The following is a 22,219-nucleotide window of genomic DNA, read 5'->3' as shown; positions in this document are numbered from 1 at the left end:
ACTATTCTTTCTTCAATGCAACATCAACTTCAAGGACTTCGAAGTCCCCTTTGTTATTCACTTTCACTTCAATAGTTTGCTCAGCTATTTCATATCCAGGGCTTTTGACCTGGATCAGGTATTTTCTATCTGGCATGACTGCTGCCACATATTTGCCAGTAAGTCGATTCGGTATCACCGTTACCACTTCTTTATTCTCTCTGATATCATAAATAGAGACTTCTCCCTGGAGTGGGATCTGATTGAGTTCATCGCTAACAAGACCTTTCACGATGACCAGGTCATCCATCTCATAGAGCATTTCTATCTCATAGATGTCCATGGTGCGCTCCCTCGATGATGAGACATAGGCCCTTTTTCCATTGGCCGTGACGGAGAAGTAGATGTCATCATATACTGAATTGATCGGATATCCCAATTGCTGGGGCTCTCCCCACTCCCCGAGTTCATTCTTGGTACAGCGGAATACATCATATCCACCGATGCTCCCATTTCCCATAGAGGAGAAGAACAGACTTCTTCCATCCAATGAGAGAAAAGGAGCGTCTTCATCAAAGGGTGAATTGATCTCTCTGCCGAGATTCTGCGGTTCGCTCCACTTACCTGTAGGAAGTTTTCTGATAACATAGATATCCTTCCCGCCAAATCCACCAGGACGATCAGAGACCACATATATCTCCTTTTCATCCGGACTCAATGCAGCTGAAGGCTCATGGTACTCCGAGGTGTTTATAGCATCTTCCAACTTCTCAGGCTCACTCCAGCCTTCGCGCACCCTATGGGTGATATATAGGTCACCGGTATATAGATTCTTATGGGTACGATACAGCAACATGCTGTTGCCACTAGAAGCAAAATTCACATTGGCATCGTGGCCATCGTCATTGACAGGTCTGGGTAGTGGCTCTGCCTTGGTCCATGCACCGGCTACATTCCTGGCGATGAAAATGTCTTCGAAATAATTTCCTTCTTGATCGGTATATCCTCCGGTGCTTTCAGGTCTTCTAGACGTGAAATAGAGGTAATTCCCTTCGGCATCGATATTGGGAGCATAGTCCTGATAATCTGAATTGACATTGGTGCCGAGTCTTTTCATCATCACCTCTATGGGCTCACCCATCATCACCATGGCCTTCTCTATCTTATGCTGCGCAAGATCGATCCGTGCATGTGTGAGCTTATGATCGGGTCTATTGCGGTATTCTTCAAGCGCTACAAGGGCCCTGAAGAATTCCTCATTCAGGTGATAGGCTTCAGCTAAGAAATAATAGGCTGCTGTATATCCAAGTTCGGCAGCTTTCTGCAGATATGGAATGGAGAGGTTCTCTTCATTGCGCATATGCAGGTATGAATACCCCAGTCTGAAATTGAATTCCGGATTATCTGGATAGAGTTCTACGAGATCGGAATAGATCCGTTTGGACATGAAATGATCATCAATGCTATAGAAGAACTCAGCCTCTTCGACTATTCTTCTATGCTTGCCTTTGATCTTCTCATCCTTATCATCTCCCCCGGCAAAGCCTGTGAAGACAATGAGAAAGACAGCACTGATGGTCAATAGTATTCTTCTCTCCATAATCTACCTCAATAATGTCAGGTCGCCTGCTTTGATGACCTGTTTGCCATCGGTGAATGTCACCGTAGCTCTCCAGACATATACTCCTTGCTGGGCTAAACGTCCTTTGTAATATCCATCCCACCCTTTATTTACGTCATCTGACTCATAGAGCAGTTCTCCCCAACGGTTGTAGATCTGTAGTTGGAAGTCCTCCACTCCTGCAAACACGGGGTAGAACACATCATTATCCAGTCTGGTCGGGTCATAGTAACCTCCGTTGCTCGATAAGGAATTCGGAGTGAAGGCATTGGGGAAATCCACATATCCTCCTACATCCACAAATACTGCATCTTCTAAGCGGAAGGTATCTGGACAATTGTACTCGTTATTGGCTATCAGGGTTACGTCAAAGTAGCCCGTCTCCTGATAGATATGGGTAGGATCGGTCTCCGTAGAAGTATTGCCATCACCGAATTCCCAGAAGAATTCATCGGCCTGATTGGACAGGTTGTAGAAGAATACGACATCCCCCGTATTGACGATATCCGGATTGGCTGTGAAGTATGCTGTGGAATTGGGATATACATGTACGATGGTATCTCTTACAGCGATCTCACTTCCTCCAGGTCCGGTCACCAATAAACTCACGGTATATGTACCCGGTATGTAATAGGTATAGACGGGTTCTTCATTGGAGCTCACCCCACCATCACCGAAATTCCATAAGTAGTTGGTCCCGTACTCTGACAGGTTTTCAAAGGCAATGGTGATAGGCGCACATCCTTCACCTCCCCCAGCAAAATCAGCCACGGGTGGTGGTGCTTGTATTTCTATGACTTGGATCATCTGATCGCTACAATGCCCGTTGTCTATGGTCAGGCTGAGTTCGTAGGTACCCCAAGTGGAATAGGTGTGACTGGATAGATCCGGATCGAAACTGCTCGTTCCATCGCCTAGATCCCATTCGTAGATGGCCGTTGCACCCGAAACACTGTTATTGAAGATGTCCACGGTCGCATCTGGATAGGTCTGGATGACGGGATCAACACTGAACTCCGCATCCGGCAATGGGAATACAGTGATCTGAGTGGTCATCGTATCTGAACATCCGAAGTATGAACTGGCCACAAGTACCACATCGAATACCTCGTCCTCTATACCATAGTTGTTGAAAATATAGGTCGGATTCTCTACCGTGTCAACTGCTCCTTCCTCGAAATACCAGTCGTATGCAAGGGCTCCAGAGGATTCGTTGAAGAATTCGACTTCCAACGGATGACATCCTTCTTCTATGGATTCGAAGTCAGCTTCGAGCGGTGGAATGACCTGCACCTCGGAATAGGCCGTATCCATACACCCATTTTCCGTGTAAGCGATCATCTCGATCTCATAGGTGATCAGGTTGGTCGTAGAATTGGTGAATACATGTGAGTGGATGGAGTCTCCATTCTCAGAAGTCGATCCGTCCCCATAGTCCCAGGCATAGTCTGTTGCATACTGGCTGTTATTGGCAAAATCGATATATAGTGGATAGCATACAGAGGAGCTATCAATGCTGATATCGGCAATCGGTGCGGTGTAGACGACTACTGAATCGGTGTATTGATCCACGCACTGATACTGCGATGTCGCTGTCAAGGTCACATCATAGACCACTTCTGCCCCTGAGTTATTGGAATAGGTGTGTAGCGGATTGTTGCTCACACTTGCGGAGCCGTCACCGAACTCCCATTGGTAGCTCATGGCACCTTGGGACTGATTGAAGAAGGTGAATATGTCTCCGGAGCACAAGGCCTCTTCTGTGTCGAAAAGCGCCTGTACCTCTGGATAGACCGTTACAGTGGTCTCTGTCATATCCTGACATCCGTGTTCGGTCTCTACTATGAGTTGGAGATTGTATTCGACCACATTGACACTACTACTGATGTATGTATACTCATGCATGGATGCAGTGGTGTCGCTCAATGTCCCATCTCCATAGGTCCACTGGTAGGTGTCAGCGATCTGTGACTGGTCATTAATCGTTACGGTCAACGGAGAGCAACCTTCCACTGTATTCAGATTGAATGCTGCTACGGGCACTGGGTGGACCAAGACACTGTCTATATGTGTATCTGTACATCCATTATTGCTACTGGCCGTTAGAATGACTGTGAATGTGGTATCTGCGAGACTCTCATTCAGGTAGAGATGTGAAGGATCACTGTTCACGTCCATCAGCCCATCACCAAAATCCCATGTATAAGATGAAGCTCCGCTACTCTGATTGACAAAGCCCACCTGTAAAGGGCTACATCCCTCACTGTTCATACTGAAATCTGCTTGCACTTCTGGATATACGGTGATCGTACGACTGTAAGAACTTGAACATCCCTCGACAGAAGTGATTTCCAAAGTCACGTCATAGTTCTGGGTCACTCCTGACGTGTTCACAAAGGTGTAGTCATGTATCTCATCCGAAGTGATCAAGGTATCACCTGTGTCATAGATCCACATATTCTCATCGGCCAAGAATGAATCATTATTGAACATGACCTCCAAGGGACTACATCCCACCATAGGTGTAGCTGTGAATTGTGCGATAGGACGCGGATATACGGTGATATCGATAGAAGCTGGATCCTGACAACCATAGGAATTCGTTGCTATGAGCTCTACAGTGTGGATCTGTGTTGAGGAGGTATTGTTCACGTAGTTATGAAGAGGTGACTCTTCTACCGAGAATCCTCCATCACCGAAATACCAGGCATAGGAAGTTGCTCCTAGGCTCTCGTTGGTGAATTGCACCTCTAGAGGCGAACATCCTTCCGAAATGCTGGTGAATCCCGCCTCTACATCCGGATATACGGTTATTTCCTGAGTGGCACTTGATGTACAACCGTGAGTAGAAGTGATATTGAGCTGGATGGTATGGACATCCACATCGCTACCCGAATTCACATAGGTATGCTCAAGATCGATGTTGTTGGTCACCAGGGTATCTCCCGGATCGAAAATCCATTCTGATACATCGGCCAGTACACTTGTGTTCTCAATAGAAAGCTCCAAAGGACTACATCCAAGTGTAGGAGATGCATTGAACTGTGCAATAGGTCTTGGATAGACCAGTATCTGACTTGACGCTGTATCCTGGCAGCCATAGGTATTGGTAGCTAGGAGCTCTACCCACATCGTATCGGTCTCCAGACCGTTGTTCACATAGGTATGTAGTGGATCCTCATTTATACCGAAGGAACCATCACCGAATGTCCAAGAGTAGTTATCAGCACCTACTGAAAGATTGTTGAATTGCACTTCGAGTGGAGAACATCCTTCAGTGATGCTGTTATAGTCAGCATGCACTTCTGGATAAACAGTTATCTCATCATTGGCTACATCTGTACAACCCTCATTGGTCGTGATCTCGAGTTGTATCTGATAGTTTGCCGCTGTCAGGCTCGGATTGGTATAGATGTATTCCAGGATCGTATCGTTGGTCAAGAGAGAATCTCCAGTACCGAATATCCAAAGGCTCTCATCTGCGAGTATGCTGGTGTTCTCGAACTCTACCGTCAATGGACTACAGCCCGCGATCGGACTTGAATCGAACTGAGCGATCGGTCGAGCATAGACATCAATATCGACCGATGCGGTATCAGAACACCCATAATCATTGCTCACTATCTGGGTCGCAGTATAGGTGACCGTTGATGTACTGTTGTTCACATAGACGTGATTGGGTGAGTCACTTACCGAGACCCCTCCGTCACCGAATGTCCAATAGTAGTCTGTTGCTCCCACAGAAGTGTCCAAAAAGGAAATATCCAATGGCGAACATCCCTCTGTTTCCGAGTTGAATCCTGCCGTTACAAGTGGGAATACGTCAACGGTCTGCTGACTGCTACTGGTACAGCCTTGCGCAGAGGTCACATTGAGTATCACATTGAAGCTGTTGGCCGTTGTTCCTCCATTGGTGAATACATAATTGACCAGACTATCAGAGGTCACCAATGTATCTCCTGTTCCGAAAATCCATTCACTTTGTGCAGCGAGATAGGATTGATTGCTGAATTCTACCGCCACTGGACTACACCCTTCATCGGTATCCATGGTGAAGACAGACTGTGAAGATGGATATACATCTACTTGACTGTACGTGGTATCCGTACAACCAAAGGCATTGCTTGCGATCAGTCGTATGTCGAAGGTGAGCACACTGTCTGTGACATTGATGTAGGTGTGGGATGGTGTTGCACTATTGGATGTGTTGCCATCACCAAAACTCCAATCGTAACTGACTGCTCCTGATATAGCAGGGAAATCGACAGTCAATGGAGCACATCCCGACTGTCCTGAAACATCGAAACTGAAATCAGGCTCTGGATAGGAGGTCACGGTCTGATAGGTAGTGTCATGACAGCCATTGATATCGAAGGCAATGAGTTCTACGACATAGTTCTGGATGAATTCGGTCGTATTGTTGAAGAAATGCGAAGGATCCACGTCATTAGAGATCGGGGTACCATCCCCGAAATCCCACTGATAGGAACTCGCACCGCTTGATTGATTGGTGAATTGCACATCGAAAGGCGCACATCCCGGAGTTGCGTCTGAAATGAAATCAGCTTCTGTAAAACCGTTGACGGTGATGTCTATAGAATCTACACTTCCACATCCGAAGGCATTGGAGGCGGTGAGATAGACCGTGTAGGTGGTATCTGTATCGCTTGGATTATCGAATGTGTGTACCGTAGAGGTGTCATTGCTAGTGGCTCCATCACCGAAGTTCCATGTGTAGGAATAGGCACTGCTGGATGTGTTCGTGAAATTGACGGTCAGGGGACTACATCCCGAAGTCACATCGGCCGAGAATGATGCGGTAGGCGGTGTGTCCACGTTGACCGTGATAGTCGTGTCATCTGCACAATTGGCAGTATTGACCGTTAAAAGCACATCATAGGTGCCACCGGAAGCATAGTAGTGCTCTATCGGATTTCCTGTCCCGGATTGCGTATCACCGAAATCCCACGCCCAGTCGATGATCGGGTCAGAAGGATTATAGGATGAAATATCTGTGAAGGTGGCCGTATCACCCAGACAGAGGTCGGTGGTGAAGAAATCCGCTGAAGGACTCTCGTACACATCCACCACTTGGGAAGTATTGTCCATACATCCATTAGCCCCCGTGACTTCTAGTGTGACGATATGGCTCCCGATACTCGTATAGGTCTGGTCTGGTGGATCCTGTATGGTGTAGGTATTTCCATTGCCCATGTTCCAGTTCCAGTCGACTGCATCTATCGAACTTTCGGTCACCGCGTATTGTAGAGTGTCACAATCTTCGAGGTCGGATAATGAGAAATCTGCGACCGGGCTCTGCTGTACATGTAGATCTACCCAGGCGGTATCTGTACAAGAGGCCCCTGCTCCACTGACATAGGCCACCAGGCCGATCTGATAATCACCCGGTAAAGCGTATGAGATACTTACACTTGTCGGTCCCATAGGCTGCCATCCGCTTCCGTTGTCGAAATTGATCAACCAGGCATTGGCTTCCGGAGAGGAATTATTGAAGAATGTGACGGTCTCACCCTGACAGATGGTATCGTCAGAGATGGTCACACCGGCCGCTGGAGGTGGTACTATGTCTATGGTCACAAAGGCGGTATCAATACCACAGAAATTACTGTCGAGCAGCATGACCGAGTACGAACCGATGGCTGGGTAGGAAATCGTATGCGGAAAGGTGGGAGGCCAAGGTGTCCATGGAATGATGGAATCATATCCTAGACCCCAATAATCACCGAAGTTCCAATATTCATATCGCTGCGCGATATTTCCTTGGAAGTAGCAATTCATCTGGGTGGTATTCAGGTAATCCACCGTGTTATCAGGCCAGCAGAGCACATAGTCTGAGGGTGTGATACCGGCATCATCATAATCCCAGATACGTATCGGGTCGAATGTGGCTGTGCTGTTACCTCCTTGTACCGTGTTACAGTAGTTCTCAGCCGTAAGTGTCACCATGGTCTCACAATCGACCGTATTCTCTTGATAGGTATGTGTGATGGTCTGGTTCCAATTGGTATAGTCATATACCTCCTGTGGACTGCCATCTCCGAAATCCCAAGTGAATATGGTAGTCTCCGAAACATTGGTACTGCTGTTGGTGAACTCCATGTCCTGAGGAGCACAGGCTTGGGTCAATCCCCCTATGGGTATCTGAATAGAGGCACTTGTGGCTTCTTCCATGACCAAGACCCCTTGAACCACACATCCCGATGAAGTTTCGGTGAATGTGACCACAAAGGTGTCTACAGTTGCAGTATACAAGTGAGAGATACTAGCGGGAGGGATCAGGTCAGGGCCTGATTCTGTAGGGCTTCCATCTCCCCAATCGATGGTCCATGTACCGATGTTGTCTGGAGACTGGATGTTGAGCGTGTAGTCTGATCCTGTACAGTGATACCAATACGGATTAGCACTGGGAGCACCGTAGAAATCATATAGCTCGGGACATTGGGCAAAGCCCTGCGCCATTGAAAGTACCACCAGACCGATGGTCAGAATAGCCTTCTGCGTAAATCTCCTCATCTCGTTCACCCTACTCACTATAAAGTGTTATACGGACAAGTTCACAGTAAGATACAAGAGCGATATGGCTTTAGACCAATGTCCACTAAATCACGTTGAATCCTATTTCGTAGCAGTCAGATACTATCGTAAACAAAAAGACCCTGCCATTGATATGACAGGGTCTGTTCCAGTGTTGGAATTCTCTTTATACGCTCACATTGACCGTGGGAGCTGCGTCCATGATCTCCTGATTTGCATTGGAAGCGAATTGCTCGAAATTCTTGATGAAGAGACCTGCGAGATGCAATGCTTGCTTATCGTACGCTTCTTCATCGGACCAGGTATTCTTAGGGTCGAGTATCTCATCTGGAACAGATGGACAACTCACCGGCATATGCAGACCGAATATGGGATGTGTGCTATACTCGACATCATTGAGTTGGCCTTCAAGCGCTGCGGTGATCATCGCTCGGGTGTATTTCAACTTGATACGTGAGCCCACTCCATATGCTCCACCGCTCCATCCGGTATTGATCAACCATACCTTGGTATCGAACTCATCCATCTTGCTCCCGAGCATTTCAGCATAACGGGTGGGATGTAGTGGAAGGAATGGCGCACCGAACCCTGCGGAGAAGGCGGCTACAGGCTCAGTCACTCCTTCTTCCGTGCCGGCTACTTTGGCCGTATAGCCAGATATGAAGTGATACATGGCCTGCCCCTTGGTCAATCGGCTGATAGGAGGCAATGCTCCAAAAGCATCTGCAGTCAGGAAGAATATGTTCTTCGGGTCGGAACCTATGGAAGGTTCCATGATATTGTCGATGTGGTAGATGGGATAGCTGACCCGGGTATTCTGAGTGATGCTCGCATCTGTGTAGTCGGGTTCGTTGGTCCCGGGTTTGAACCCGATGTTCTCAAGCAAAGCTCCAGGACGTATGGCATCATAGATCTGAGGCTCTCGTTCAGGATCCAGGTCGATGGTCTTTGCATAGCAGCCCCCTTCGAAATTGAACACCTTATCTCCTGCCCAGCCGTGCTCATCATCACCGATGAGTCTGCGATTCTCGTCTGATGAGAGTGTGGTCTTTCCTGTGCCGCTCAGGCCAAAAAAGATAGCCGTGTCTCCTTGCTCCCCTACATTGGCAGAACAGTGCATGGAGAGTACATCGTGGTCGTGAGGTAGGATGAAGTTGAGAACGGAGAAAATCCCCTTCTTGATCTCTCCCGTATAGCCCGTCCCTCCTACGATGGCCATCTTCTCGGAGAAATTAATGATCGCGAAGTTGGATTGACGCGTCCCGTCCACTGCTGGATCAGCCTTGAATCCCGGTGCATTGATCACATGCCAGTCCGCTTCGAAATCCACCAATTGTTCTTCCGATAGTCGGAGGAACATGTTGTACACAAAGAGGTTGGACCAGGGGTACTCGTTCAATACCCGTACGTTCATCTTGTAATCAGGATGCGCACATGCGGCAGCGTCCCTTACATAGACCTCCTTCCCTTTCAGATAGTCCTGCATCTTCTCTTTGAGCTGAGTGAATTTCTCCTGAGAGAAAGGGATATTGATATCCCCCCACCACACTGCGTCTGATGTGATGGCATCCTTGACGATGAAACGGTCCTTTGGAGACCGACCGGTGAACTTTCCGGTATTGATGGCCAAGGTGCCATTGTCGGTCAGGCGGCCCATTTCTTTCTGAACAGTGATCTCAGAAAGTCGAGATGGTGAGAGATTATAATGGATTTTTCCTACTCCTTCAAATCCGATGGAACTGAGGTCGATCGCCTCTTTACTTCCATTTGTTTCTTGCATGTCTTGTGCTATTAAGAAAGGCCAAATTTAGCCAAAGGTCTAGGGCGAAAAGGCCTTTTACAGCACTAATTAGTAAGTGTCTGACTGACGTTTAGTGCGCAACCGACTGGATAAAAAGGACTTAGCTAGAGCCCCCCTTCCAGTGACCTTGGGTTAAATTTGCCGGCAGTGTTAAGCGGATTAAAGAAGAAACTCTGGATCGGGATCATTATCCTGGTCTTGCTCATTACGACATCCTTACTAGGTGTCTTCCGATTTGAAATAGATGTGGCTTGGGCTATGTGGGCCATTGTAGGCTTCATCGTGGCCTATGGACTGTTCATTTTCCTCTCCCATTGGATCAGTCCTAAAAAACAGGTGACCATCAGCACCAAGGTCGAACTCAGTGCCCCTCCTAGAATATTGAAGAGCGTTAGGAATTACCGTTTGAAAGTAAGTACCGAGAAACACATCGAGGAAAAAGGAAGAGAGCGAACGATCAAAATGGATGAACTCATCATGAGCTTCAATAGTGCTGATCATCCGGATGCCTATTCATACTGTATGCAGGTCATAGGAGCGCATATGGATGCCTGTCTAAGAAGTGCGCGTGAGGCCCACCCTGATGCGCACGTTACTGGAAGCCAGTTGAATCTACCTCCAGAGATCAAGCAATTGGATAGCTGAGATCATTAGATTCCCAGTACATCGACCCCTTGACGGAATACCACGTCCACAGGGATGCCGGCATCATTGAGTCGATCCAGATCAGCCTGTAGTTCAGCATCTATCTTTCCGTACTTCTCGATCAATTGCTTCACTCCTTCAGAGTCTCCATCTCCCTGAAGCGTGAGGATCACTTCACTCAGCTCATCCATCGCTTTTTTCATCTGCTCCATATCCACGCGATATGTACCCGTTGTTTCATCCCTTATGAACGCATTACGTTCTTTGAAGAAATTGAATCGGAGCATATTCGCTTTTCCATGTGCGCTGGAAGCACCGAATCGGACCGATCGGAATATACTCGCCAGAAAAGTGACATAGTAGTCCTCTAAGGTTCCTTCTTCTATCTCACCTTGATTGTAGAGTTCATCTACCATATATAGGCCTAGGATATCCGCCTTACCTTCTTCCAATGCTGAGAAGTCCGCTTTCAAAGCTTCTCTTACAGTGCCTCTTCCATTGATGGTGTTCTTGATTCCTAGTCCGTGTGCCACTTCATGGAACATGGTGTTGGAGAAGAAGGCGTTGAATGTGATGTGCTTGCGCTGGGCCTCATCTATGAGCACATCGCTGATGGGGACGAGTATGCGATCATACTTTGCCTGCATAGCATTCTTGAGCTGTGACCTGCGGGTGCCTTTGCTGGTCTGTATCTCCTCATCGTTGGGTAGATTGACAGCGATGGTCTTGCTGCCGCTATTACAATCGCCGGCATAGTAGATCACGTCATAGGCATTCAATTGAGAATCCCTACCAGGAGACTCCTGCTTATAGGCATCTGGTACGGGAAGTCCTTCTTGAAGGCCAGGTAGGAAGGCTACGAATCGGTCCAGCTTCTTGCTCCATTCCATATCTTTTACCAATACATAGGCTTCATGGGCGGCTTTATAGCCATACAGTTTATCCTCGTAATTCTCTATGGGGCCTATGATGATGTCGAGATGGTTGTCCTTCATATCCAACCAAGCGATATCACTTGCATCGAAAGAGTCTTCTCTCAATGCTTGGGCCCGTAGGGTGAGATAGTTGCTGAATTCCTTGTCCTCACTTAGTTCAGCAGCTGACTCTAAGAGACGTGCAGCAGCCTCGGTATTGTAGGCATAATCCTGCGAATAGGGTATACTCACCAGCTTGCCTTGAGCATCTCTGCGAATGGTAGTGTACAGACTGGTCTTGTCCTCAGCATCCAGTGATTGGAATTCCTCATCGGTCATGTCTTCTGGATAGAACCCGGCACCTGGCGGCTTCGGGCCGAATCCCTCTACAAAGGGGAGGTTGTCATTCAATCGGTCCCATGGACCGTAGTTGACCTTGGCAAATCTGCGATCGGCCTCTTTGTCCAATTTGGCCATCAACTCTGCTTCAGGACCGTAGGACTGGAGCCAGAATATGGAGTCCATGTGTTTGGAAGCTTCTATAAGCAGAGGAATGACCGCCTTCTCATTCTCATTGAGCAGGTCGACATCAGTGACCAAGTCTACCTCTGCATAGGTAGTGCGCGGGTCGCTAAGTTCAGTGGTCTCTACCGGCTTCTCTACGGAAGCTGCCTGTTCTGACTCTTGACAAGAAGCCAGAATGAGCATGAGAAATATAAGAACAGGAATATGGGATTTCATAGCAAGAATGTTTGAAGCAAGTATACAGAGCATGTGAGAATAGCCCAATACTATATTTGATGCGATGCTAGTGAAAAAGATACCGGTATGTATCATAGGTGGAGGACCATCGGGTCTGATGGCAGCCTCACACATGGCGGAAATGGGTATCTCCTCACTCATCTTGGAAGCTCAGACTATGCCTCGGGACAAGGTATGTGCTGACATCATCACGAGCAAGGCCATTCGAGAGATAGAGCGTGCTGCTCCTGGTATCATAGAAAAGTGGGTGACTACCGGAAAAGCACGAGCCATCTGGTCGACTCGAGTTCACACAGAGGAACATCAGCTGGATATTCCATTCAAAGGACTTGATGAAAACCCTCATACACCTTCATGCTATGCTATTTCCAGATCGGATATGGACCGTGATCTCTGGAATAGAGTCAGTGACCAGGAGTATGTGACAGCATTCGATGGTGTCCGAATGACCGGTCGTAAATTTCAGAATGGAAGACACACCATCTTCACCGATAAGGGAGGGACCTATATGGCCGAACACTGTGTTCTCGCATATGGGGGCATCAAAGATCCAAGGCCAGATGGCCAGGATACTTCATCACGTCATGAAGCAGTGGGCATCAGGGCCTATTTCAGGGGACTGAAAGGCCTGGATGCGGATAGGTGCCACTTGTTCCTATCCAAGAAATGGATGCCTGGAGGTTTATATATCGCCCCCTTGACCCAAGGAGTCTTCAATGTGAATATGGTCATCCGGAAGGACCGGATGCAGAAGGGCCGATTGAATCTGCGCAGTGAATTGGAATCCGCAATCGATCAAGATGAGCGATTGAAAGACATATTCTCTGATGCGCATGTTGAATCTCAGGTCCGGGGAGCCAGACTACCATTGGCCACTATGCGCAGGGAATCCATACAGGATGGTGCGCTTTTGACCGGAGACGCTGCTGGACTGATCGATCTTATCTCGGCCAACGGTATACCACAAGCTATGATCAGCGGAAGGCTCAGTGCCGGTTTTGTCAAGAACAGAGTGTCCGGTATGTCGATGAATCAAGCAGCAAGCTGCTATGCGAAGGAATTGATGGAGGCTATCGCACCAGATATCGCTCTTGGGAAATCGCTGTCCTATCCATTGGGCAGTAGATGGTTCTGCTCGTGGATGCTAAACATACTGGGGCGATCGGCTCATGCTCTTTCCCAAAGGGAGAATGGTCTGGAAGAAGTACTCTATTCTGACCGTCCTTTTCAAGAGCTGGTCCGTCAATTGAATCCCTTGATCGATCACAGCAGGACCGTGAATAGGAATCCCTTTCTATGAAACTGACCTAGTGCATTCAAAGGATTCTTGCGACTCTTCAACACCCTGATGAAAAGTAGCTGATGGTCAGATGCTGTTCTTCTTGCTAGTTCTTAAGCACTTATCTCGTTCGATCAAGGTAAATGGCGAAGCGTTCTACCAGAAGGATGATCTGTTGACAACTCCCCACTAGGGGTTATTTACGGCCCTTACATGCCCCTATATATTTGATTCAGACCAAAAGGAGACCTATTTGGAGAATCAATTCGAAGACCAGAACGATGACTACGAAGGACTCCCCTCCTCACCTGTCGTCCAGCGTTATATCAGATTGCTCAAAGAGAAAAGGGACGAGTTCTTCGATGTAGAAGAATTCCAGAGCATCATCGACCATTATGTCAATCTCTTCGACCTGGAAGAAGCGAGTCTGGCCATCGAGAAAGGCTTGGTACAGCATCCAGAATCTTTTGACCTTTCCTTGCGCAAGGCGCATATCGCACTTCTCTCTGGAAATATCGAGGACTGCCTGCGGGTCATCAGCAGCTTTGAATTACTTCATCCCAATGACGAGGAACTCATGGCCCTTAAGATCGAGGCATATACCTATCGAGGTGACCATGATAAGGCCATTGTCCTTATCGAGAATCTCTTGAACAGTTCAGGTGTTAGGGATCGTGTGAAGCTGAATATCCAACTGGCCGAACAATACACACACAAATCAAATCTCCTCGAGGCCATTGCCGCGTGGAAGAATGCCATTGCAGCAGATCCTCAATTGGAATTGGCACACCTGGAACTACGTCAGGCTTTCATCAAAGCAGATATCGTAGAAGAAGGGATCCGATATTTCCGAAAGCGTACAGATGAGCACCCTTATTCGTTTCCTGCCTGGCTCGAACTGGCCGAATGCTATCTCCATCACGGAGAGGTAGATCGAGCTTTGAGTGCTTTCGATTATGCACTGGCAATCGATGAGGACCACATCATTGCTTTGGCCGGAAAGGGTTCTGCTTTCTTCCACAATGACGATTATCCGTCTTCGCTGGAAGTCTTCAAACAACTGAATGGTATCCTGCCCGATGACCCCACGGTGATCTGTAGTATAGGTGAGTGCTATGAGCAACTGGAAGAATACCCATTGGCCAATGACTATTTCCTGAAGGCCCTGGACATCTCACCGGAGCATATCGAGGCCAGGCTCGGACATGCTATCGTAAGTGAACATCTGGATGACTCTGGCAAGGCCTTGAGCCAAATGGAGACCGTTGTCGGTCTAGAGCCGGACAATGCCGAGTATTGGTACATCTTCGCTGAACTGCTTTCGAGGAATGATCGATTCGAGAAGAGTCAACTATGTTTCGAACGCTCCTTGCAACTTTCAGATAAGAAGCTCGAATATCGATTGGGTCAGATCGATGCTTTGATACGAGCGGGGGAATTAGAGACTGCTTTGGACAAAGTGCAAGTCTGTTTCGAAGACGAAGGTGATCAACCTATAATCTATCATCGGGGTATAAAGGTCCTATATGAACTCGGCCAAAGAACAGAATGTCTGGTCCTGCTCGAAATGATGTTGGAAAGACATGAACCCACAGAAGAGCTTCGTTCATATTATCCTGATATCTTCGAGGACTCACAAGCCATCGAGCTACTTGATTGCGACCGACACGAATGAGTCAGAGCTTACCCCACGTTCCCAATAGATTCCGAAAGCCCAGGAAGAGAGGCCTTACCATGGTCATGGATAAGGGCTTGAGTGTAAGAGAGGCAGAGGATATGATATCGTCCTGTGGCGAATTGGTCGATCTGGTGAAGTTCGGCTTTGGAACCTCCTATGTTACTCAGGATCTGGACCGAAAGATCGCTATCTACAAAGAAGCGGGGTGCAGGGTATATCTGGGCGGAACCCTTTTCGAAGCCTACTTGATCAGGGGCATGGTCAATGAATATCGCGACTTCTGCATCAAGCACGAGATCGATACCGTAGAGATATCGGATGGCTCCATCTCCATTTCGCATCAGCGGAAATGCAAACTCATCAAGGAGTTCTCCAAAGACTTCACCGTACTATCCGAAGTGGGATCCAAAGAGGAAGGGATATTCATCTCTCCCCAGAAGTGGATCTCCATGATGAACAAGGAACTGGAAGCTGGGAGCTGGAAGGTGATCGCTGAGGCGCGTGAGAGCGGAACAGTAGGTATCTATCGCCCCAATGGAACGGCCCATAGTGTACTGGTCAACAAGATCCTCAACAAGGTGCCCAAGAAGGACATACTCTGGGAAGCCCCACAAAAGGCCCAGCAAGTCTGGTTCATCAAATTGCTCGGGGCCAATGTGAATCTAGGGAACATCGCTCCCAACGAGGTGATTCCATGTGAGTGCCTGCGACTGGGACTACGAGGAGATACCTTCTTCAGCTACCTCCCCGCTGACATTGGCACAGGTAGTGCGGTCAAGTGATCATCCCAATCCATTATGGAATCCTTTTCCAATAAGCTAAGCGTATTCTTCAAGGGAATGGCCATGGGTGCAGCCGATGTGATTCCGGGTGTGTCAGGAGGAACCATTGCTTTCATCACAGGTATCTACCAAGAATTGGTCGATTCTATAGGACGCCTGGATCAAGAAAGCCTCAAGGTGCTTTTCAAGAAAGGACCACTTCCCTTTTACCGTCATATCAACGGTCCCTTCTTACTCTCTCTGGGTCTTGGAATCATTCTCAGCATTGTGGCTCTGGCCAAATTCATTTCCACGCTTCTGGCCGAGCAACCTGTACTGGTATGGTCCTTCTTCTTCGGCCTGATCATCGCTTCTGCCGTGTACATCGGCAAGGATATCAAATGGACTCGACCGGCCGAGCTGATCACATTCATCGTAGGTGCGTGTATAGCCTATGTCATCACTACACTGACTCCTAGTGGTGGAGAGGTAGGTCTACTCTATGTGTTCATGTCGGGAGCGATCGCCATCAGTGCGATGATCCTACCCGGAATATCAGGAAGTTTCATCCTGCTGCTCCTGGGTTCATATGCTACGGTGCTTGGTGCTATCGGTGATCTTTTTGATGACCTGGTAGCTCACGGCAAGATCATAGTAGTATTTGCTGCTGGTGCTCTGATCGGTCTGATAGGTTTTTCCAAGATTTTACGATATCTCTTCAAATCCCACTATCGCATCACGATTGCGATGCTCACAGGGTTCATGCTCGGATCTCTGGCAAAGGTCTGGCCATGGAAAGAGACCCTCTCTACTCGCATCAACAGTAAGGGAGAAGAAGTGCCGCTTCTTCAAGACAATATCTGGCCTACCACCTATGCAGAAATCGGGATAGGAGAACCATTGCTCTTGCCGGCCATTGGGATGTTCCTACTGGGACTGGCCATCGTCTATCTGCTCTCTCGCATGGACCACATCACTAGTCCAGAAGATGGGCCTGATCCTGCAGTATGACTGGTGTTTCCAAGTACGGGCTGATAGGTAGGAATCTGGAATATAGCTTCTCTCCTACCTTCTTCAATTCTGCCTTTGAACAGGCTGGTATGGCCTGTATCTATGACTTGATCGATGTTGCTTCTTTAGAAGAACTTGACGATACGCTACTCAAAGGATATGCTGGATTGAATGTCACCATTCCCTACAAGGAGTCGATTCTGCAACGCATGGACGAGCTAAGCCCTGAGGCCGAGGCGATAGGTGCTGTCAACTGTATTCAGATGATAGAAGACCGACTCGTAGGGCATAATACGGACATCATCGGCTTCAGGGATTCCTTGCGTCCCATCTTGAAGTCAACGCATCACAAGGCGCTTATCCTTGGCACCGGAGGAGCGAGCAAAGCCATCGCCTATGTGCTGCAGAATATGGGAATCGAATTCTTGAAAGTGTCACGGAATCCTGAAAAGGGAGATGTTACTTACAAAGATCTGAATGACAAGGCACTACGCTATTTTCCTTTGATCATCAATACAACACCTTCAGGCACCTTTCCGAATGTAGAAGACGCCCCTCCTATTCCCTTTGAACATCTAGGACCATGGAACCTGGTCTACGATCTGATCTACAATCCTGAGGAGACCCTCCTACTCTCCAAAGCAAAAGAGTGTGGAGCGCTTACTATCAATGGGCAACGGATGCTGGAAGGTCAAGCCATCGCAAGCTGGAAGATCTGGACAGGGACGGATTGGATAGGTTCAGGTGAACCATCGGTATAACAACACGCAGAGACATACCAAGAAGAGAAGGATGGATATCCTATTTATCCCGTGCATCAACTTCAGATTAATGGGTGCTTCTGACTTTGAGAAGTAGGTGCGAGGATCGAGATAGTGGAGAATCTTCTTGAATATCATTTCGTTACGAAAATAAGCGGATACACTGGAATGACCCGAAAAATGGAGCGAACGATGCTTTACCTTTGAAGGATTGTCTTTTTCCCAATGGATTTCAAACTAAAAAGCCCTTTCAGTCCTACAGGGGACCAACCCCAAGCCATAGACCAACTAGTCGAAGGTGCTAAGGAAGGCTCACGCTATCAGACGCTCATGGGTGTGACCGGATCAGGTAAGACTTTTACCATGGCCAATGTGATCGAGCGACTCAATCGGCCGACATTGATCCTGAGTCACAATAAGACATTGGCAGCACAACTCTACTCCGAGTTCAAGGAATTCTTCCCGGATAATCTGGTAGAATACTTTGTCTCGTACTACGACTATTACCAGCCTGAAGCATTCCTGCCGACTACCAATACCTATATCGAAAAAGACCTCTCGATCAATGAGGAGATCGAGAAGCTCAGATTGAGCACGACCTCTTCCCTCCTCTCCGGTAGGCGGGATATCATCGTGGTGGCTTCGGTATCGTGTATCTATGGTATCGGCAATCCCACCGAGTTCTACAAGAATGTCATCAAACTCCAGGTAGGTCAGAAGATCAGCCGCAATATGTTCTTGAATCACTTGGTCACTTCCCTCTATTCTAGGAATGACCATGCACCCGAGCGCGGAAATTTCCGGGTCAAGGGAGATGTGGTGGACATCTTTCTGGCCTATGCCGACCATGCGATAAAGATCCTCTTCTGGGACGATGAGATCGAGGCGATCGAAGCCTTCGATATCGAGACTAGGAACAAGCTGTATGAACTGAAGGAAGTCCAAATCTACCCGGCCAACATCTTCGTGACCACACGCAAGACCCAGAATGAGGCCATATGGGAGATCCAGCAGGACATGGTCAAGCAGGTGGACTACTTCAAGGAGATAGGTAAGCCCCTGGAGGCCAAGCGACTTCAAGAGCGCACTGAATACGATATCGAGATGATGCGAGAACTAGGCTATTGCTCAGGAATCGAGAACTATTCCAGGTATTTCGACAAGCGTGAACCCGGCCAACGTCCTTTCTGCATCATAGACTATTTCCCGGATGACTTCATGTTCTTCATGGATGAGAGTCATGTGACCAATTCGCAGATAAAGGCCATGTACGGAGGTGACCGATCGCGTAAGGTCAATCTCGTAGAACATGGATTCCGACTGCCGGCTGCTATGGATAATCGCCCGTTGAAATATGAGGAGTTCGAGTCCTTGATCCCTCAATGGATCTTTGTGAGTGCCACTCCGGGTGACTATGAGTTAGAGAAGAGCGAAGGTGTAGTGGTAGAACAGATCATACGACCTACTGGATTACTCGATCCGCGCATCGAAGTGCGTCCTACCCAGAATCAAGTGGATGATCTCATGCACGAGATACAGCTTCGCACCGAGCGGGACGAACGTGTACTCTGCACCACATTGACCAAGCGAATGGCCGAGGAACTCACCAAATACCTGGACAGACACGGTGTACGCACCCGCTACATCCACTCGGATGTGGATACCATCGACCGGATAGAGATCATACGCGAACTGCGATTGGGACAATTCGATGTGCTGGTAGGTGTGAACCTTCTACGTGAAGGATTGGATCTACCTGAGGTGAGTCTGGTGGCCATTCTCGATGCCGATAAAGAAGGATTCCTACGCTCGGAGCGATCACTGGTGCAGACGGTTGGAAGAGCAGCTCGGAATATCAATGGGATGGTCATCATGTATGCAGATAAGGTGACGGACAGCATGCGACTGACTATCGAGCAGACCGAACGCAGGAGGACCATTCAGATGCAATACAACGAGGAGCATGGCATCACTCCTCAACAGATCAGCCGCAGCAAGGAGGAGATCATGCGTAAGACCATGGTGGCCAATAACCAGAAGAGCCGTAAGCGGTATGCTCAGGACGAGGAAATAAGACTGGCCGCTGAGGTAGAGGTGGATTATTCCGATAAAGGATCCTTGGAAGCAGCCATAGCCAATACCAAAGCACAGATGCAAGCAGCAGCCAAAGATTTGGACTTCATCGAGGCCGCACGTCTGCGGGATCTGATGCGTTCCATGCAACAGGAATTGGAAAAACAGCACTAAGGACTCTGATGATCGTGCAATAATTGGAAATGCATTGATCGCACCTCCTCCACCACAGGCTGTATATTTGAGCGAGACCAGGAAATCGGTCCTTTCAACCCAGAATTATCAATTCAATGAAAAAACACTTACTCACATTCAGCATCCTATGCATAGGTCTCGGCCTATCCGCTCAGATAGAACACGGAGGTTCACCTCTGGCCATCCAATCGAAAGCAATCCAAAGCCAAGTGCCGGTCTATGCGACTCCTGCAGTCGACATGGAGACTGTACGCGCACAGGACGAGGTCACCGACCAGTACAAGGAGACTATGTACCGTTTCGGTATCGATCATGAAGTCGACATCGACTTCTTTGAATTCTCTTCAGCCCAGATCCACAAGGGAACTGAGATACGCAGAATGGGCATCCGTTGTCCAGAGGCTTTGAGTGTCAACTTCTTGGTGGATGATTTCCATCTCCCAGAAGGAGCTCAGGTATTCGTCTATAGTGCTGATGGTAAAGAGGTGAAAGGTGCATTCACGTATGAGAACAATAGAGAAAGTGGCATCTTCCCAGTTGGCTTAATCGGAGGAGAAGAGATCGTCATCGAATACATCGCTCCTTTAGCTACTACGGGTGCTTCATTCCATATCTCACAGATCACCCACGGCTATCGCTCGGTACTTGGATATTGGGATGTGAAAAAGGGACCATTCGGTAGCAGTGGGCCATGCAATATCAATGTCAACTGCCCTGAAGGTCTGCCTTGGGTCAATCAGAAAAGAGCTACAGTGATCATCGTTCAAGGAGGGGGTGTATGCTCCGGTTCCATGGTCAACAATGTGAACCAGGACGAGACCCCGCTCTTCATGACGGCCAACCACTGTCTCGGCAATCCAAGCAATTGGATGTACTACTTCAATCATGAATCAGCTACCTGCACCGGAAGTACTGGACCTACCAACCAATCTATTTCAGGAGGATCTCTTCTCGCCAGTGGAAACAATGCGGACTTTGCACTGATCGAGTTGAATAGCAATATCCCTGCATCCTATGAACCATGCTTCACAGGGTATGATGCCACAGATATCCAGAATGTGACAAGTGCGGTAGGAGTCCATCACCCAGGTGGTGATGTGAAGAAGATCTGTTTCGAGAACAATGCTCCCTTCCATCAAAATGTCAATTTCAATGGGAATCCTCAGACCCGCATGTGGTACATCAACCAATGGGAAGACGGGGTCACCGAACCAGGTTCTTCCGGTAGTCCCTTGTTCAATCAGGACGGACGTGTGATCGGAGTTCTTTCAGGTGGAGCAGCCGCCTGCAATGGGACCGTGAACAATGGACTCTATGACTTCTATGGTCGCGTAGGCGAGGCTTGGGATGGTACGAGTAGTACGAGCCGATTGAAAGATCATTTGGATCCGGGTAACACCAATACACTCATCACAGATATGTACTGCCCGTATGATGTTATCTATGCCAATGATGCCGCCAGTCAGGGCATACTGGATATCCCGGAACTCATCTGTGACTTGGAGCCCTTCTTCCCCACCTTCATTCTGCGCAATGCGGGTTCTGAAGCACTGACTTCTGCAACTATTTCCAGCACGTATAATGGAGTGGCACAAGCGGATTTCAACTGGGTAGGAAATCTAGCGCAAGGCGAGACAGCAAATCTGACAATGGCCGAATTCACACCGACCAGCGGAACCAACACAATAGAGATCAGCGTATCTCAACCGAATGGCGTTTCCGATGAGAATAATGCCAATGACATGACCACGGCCAGCATCACTTCGGCTGAAGAGGCGGACAATGTCTGGACCGTATTGATCGAGACCGATGATTATGGCTATGAGACCTATTGGGAGATCCGCTCGGTAGATAGCGGTGTTCTGGTAGCTGCAGGGGGTAATACAGATGTGGGCCCCAACGGAGGTGGAGCACAATCAGCAGGACCAGGTGACCCAGGAGCTTATGCTAACAATACAATCTATGATGAAGAGGTGATCATTCCTGATAATGGCTGCTATGAATTCTTGATAGTAGACGACTATGGAGATGGGATCTGCTGCGGTTTCGGAGAAGGTTCATTCAGCGTGACCGATGGTGGTGGAAATGTCATCCTAGCTGGAGGTGAATTCAGCTCAACTGAGTCTGCTGCCCGTTCTGTAACGGCTACCGGTATCGTTGAGAATTCTTTGAATCAGGTGATGG

General features: G+C 48.2%; 12 protein-coding genes. 8 read left to right on the top strand and 4 right to left on the bottom strand.

Features of this window, described 5'->3' with window-relative positions; all coding sequences use genetic code 11:
• Position 1 precedes the first annotated feature (1 nt).
• The 3 genes from HKN79_03280 to pckA all read right to left on the bottom strand — a co-directional run bounded on the left by HKN79_03280 (position 2) and on the right by pckA (position 9,935).
• Positions 2-1,579 (bottom strand): hypothetical protein, encoded by a 1,578-nt coding sequence (locus HKN79_03280; protein ID NNC82575.1) that lies wholly within the window; start codon positions 1,577-1,579, stop codon positions 2-4.
• A 3-nt stretch (positions 1,580-1,582) separates the two neighbouring features.
• Positions 1,583-8,134, bottom strand: coding sequence for a PKD domain-containing protein (locus tag HKN79_03275; GenBank protein NNC82574.1), 6,552 nt, complete (start codon positions 8,132-8,134; stop codon positions 1,583-1,585).
• Between the two features lie 187 nt (positions 8,135-8,321).
• Positions 8,322-9,935 carry a phosphoenolpyruvate carboxykinase (ATP) gene (gene pckA / locus HKN79_03270; protein ID NNC82573.1) on the bottom strand — a complete coding sequence of 538 codons (1,614 nt, stop codon included), beginning with the start codon at positions 9,933-9,935 and terminating at the stop codon, positions 8,322-8,324.
• Between the two features lie 168 nt (positions 9,936-10,103).
• Between pckA and HKN79_03265 the strand changes: the two genes are divergently transcribed.
• Entirely contained in the window at positions 10,104-10,601 is a 498-nt protein-coding gene (locus tag HKN79_03265; protein ID NNC82572.1) for a hypothetical protein, read from the top strand.
• Between the two features lie 5 nt (positions 10,602-10,606).
• Here HKN79_03265 and HKN79_03260 read toward each other — a convergent pair whose 3' ends face one another.
• Positions 10,607-12,256, bottom strand: a complete 1,650-nt coding sequence (locus tag HKN79_03260) for a Zn-dependent hydrolase (protein ID NNC82571.1) — start codon at positions 12,254-12,256, stop codon at positions 10,607-10,609.
• 64 nt (positions 12,257-12,320) lie between these two features.
• Between HKN79_03260 and HKN79_03255 the strand changes: the two genes are divergently transcribed.
• From HKN79_03255 to HKN79_03225, 7 genes are all read left to right on the top strand, one after another.
• Positions 12,321-13,577 (top strand): NAD(P)/FAD-dependent oxidoreductase, encoded by a 1,257-nt coding sequence (locus HKN79_03255; GenBank protein NNC82570.1) that lies wholly within the window; start codon positions 12,321-12,323, stop codon positions 13,575-13,577.
• A gap of 232 nt (positions 13,578-13,809) precedes the next feature.
• Positions 13,810-15,231: a tetratricopeptide repeat protein gene (locus HKN79_03250; GenBank protein NNC82569.1), complete on the top strand. Its 1,422-nt coding sequence runs from the start codon at positions 13,810-13,812 to the stop codon at positions 15,229-15,231.
• The gene (locus HKN79_03245; GenBank protein NNC82568.1) at positions 15,228-16,016 is read left to right on the top strand and encodes a phosphosulfolactate synthase; all 789 of its coding nucleotides are present in this window, start codon (positions 15,228-15,230) and stop codon (positions 16,014-16,016) included. Before HKN79_03250 ends, HKN79_03245 begins: the two co-directional genes overlap by 4 nt.
• Positions 16,017-16,031: 15 nt before the next feature.
• Complete coding sequence (locus tag HKN79_03240) at positions 16,032-17,006, top strand: DUF368 domain-containing protein (protein ID NNC82567.1); 975 nt, start codon at positions 16,032-16,034, stop codon at positions 17,004-17,006.
• Positions 17,003-17,767, top strand: a complete 765-nt coding sequence (locus HKN79_03235) for a shikimate dehydrogenase (protein NNC82566.1) — start codon at positions 17,003-17,005, stop codon at positions 17,765-17,767. Before HKN79_03240 ends, HKN79_03235 begins: the two co-directional genes overlap by 4 nt.
• 225 nt (positions 17,768-17,992) lie before the next feature.
• Positions 17,993-20,014, top strand: coding sequence for an excinuclease ABC subunit UvrB (gene uvrB / locus HKN79_03230; protein ID NNC82565.1), 2,022 nt, complete (start codon positions 17,993-17,995; stop codon positions 20,012-20,014).
• A 116-nt stretch (positions 20,015-20,130) separates the two neighbouring features.
• A partial coding sequence (locus HKN79_03225; GenBank protein NNC82564.1) for a trypsin-like peptidase domain-containing protein occupies positions 20,131-22,219 on the top strand: 2,089 nt, incomplete at its 3' end.

It is taken from the genome of Flavobacteriales bacterium (assembly GCA_013001705.1).
GTDB lineage: Bacteria > Bacteroidota > Bacteroidia > Flavobacteriales_D > JABDKJ01 > JABDLZ01.
Note: the sequence above shows the minus strand (reverse complement) of the source record. Positions and strands in the feature narration are given on the sequence as shown.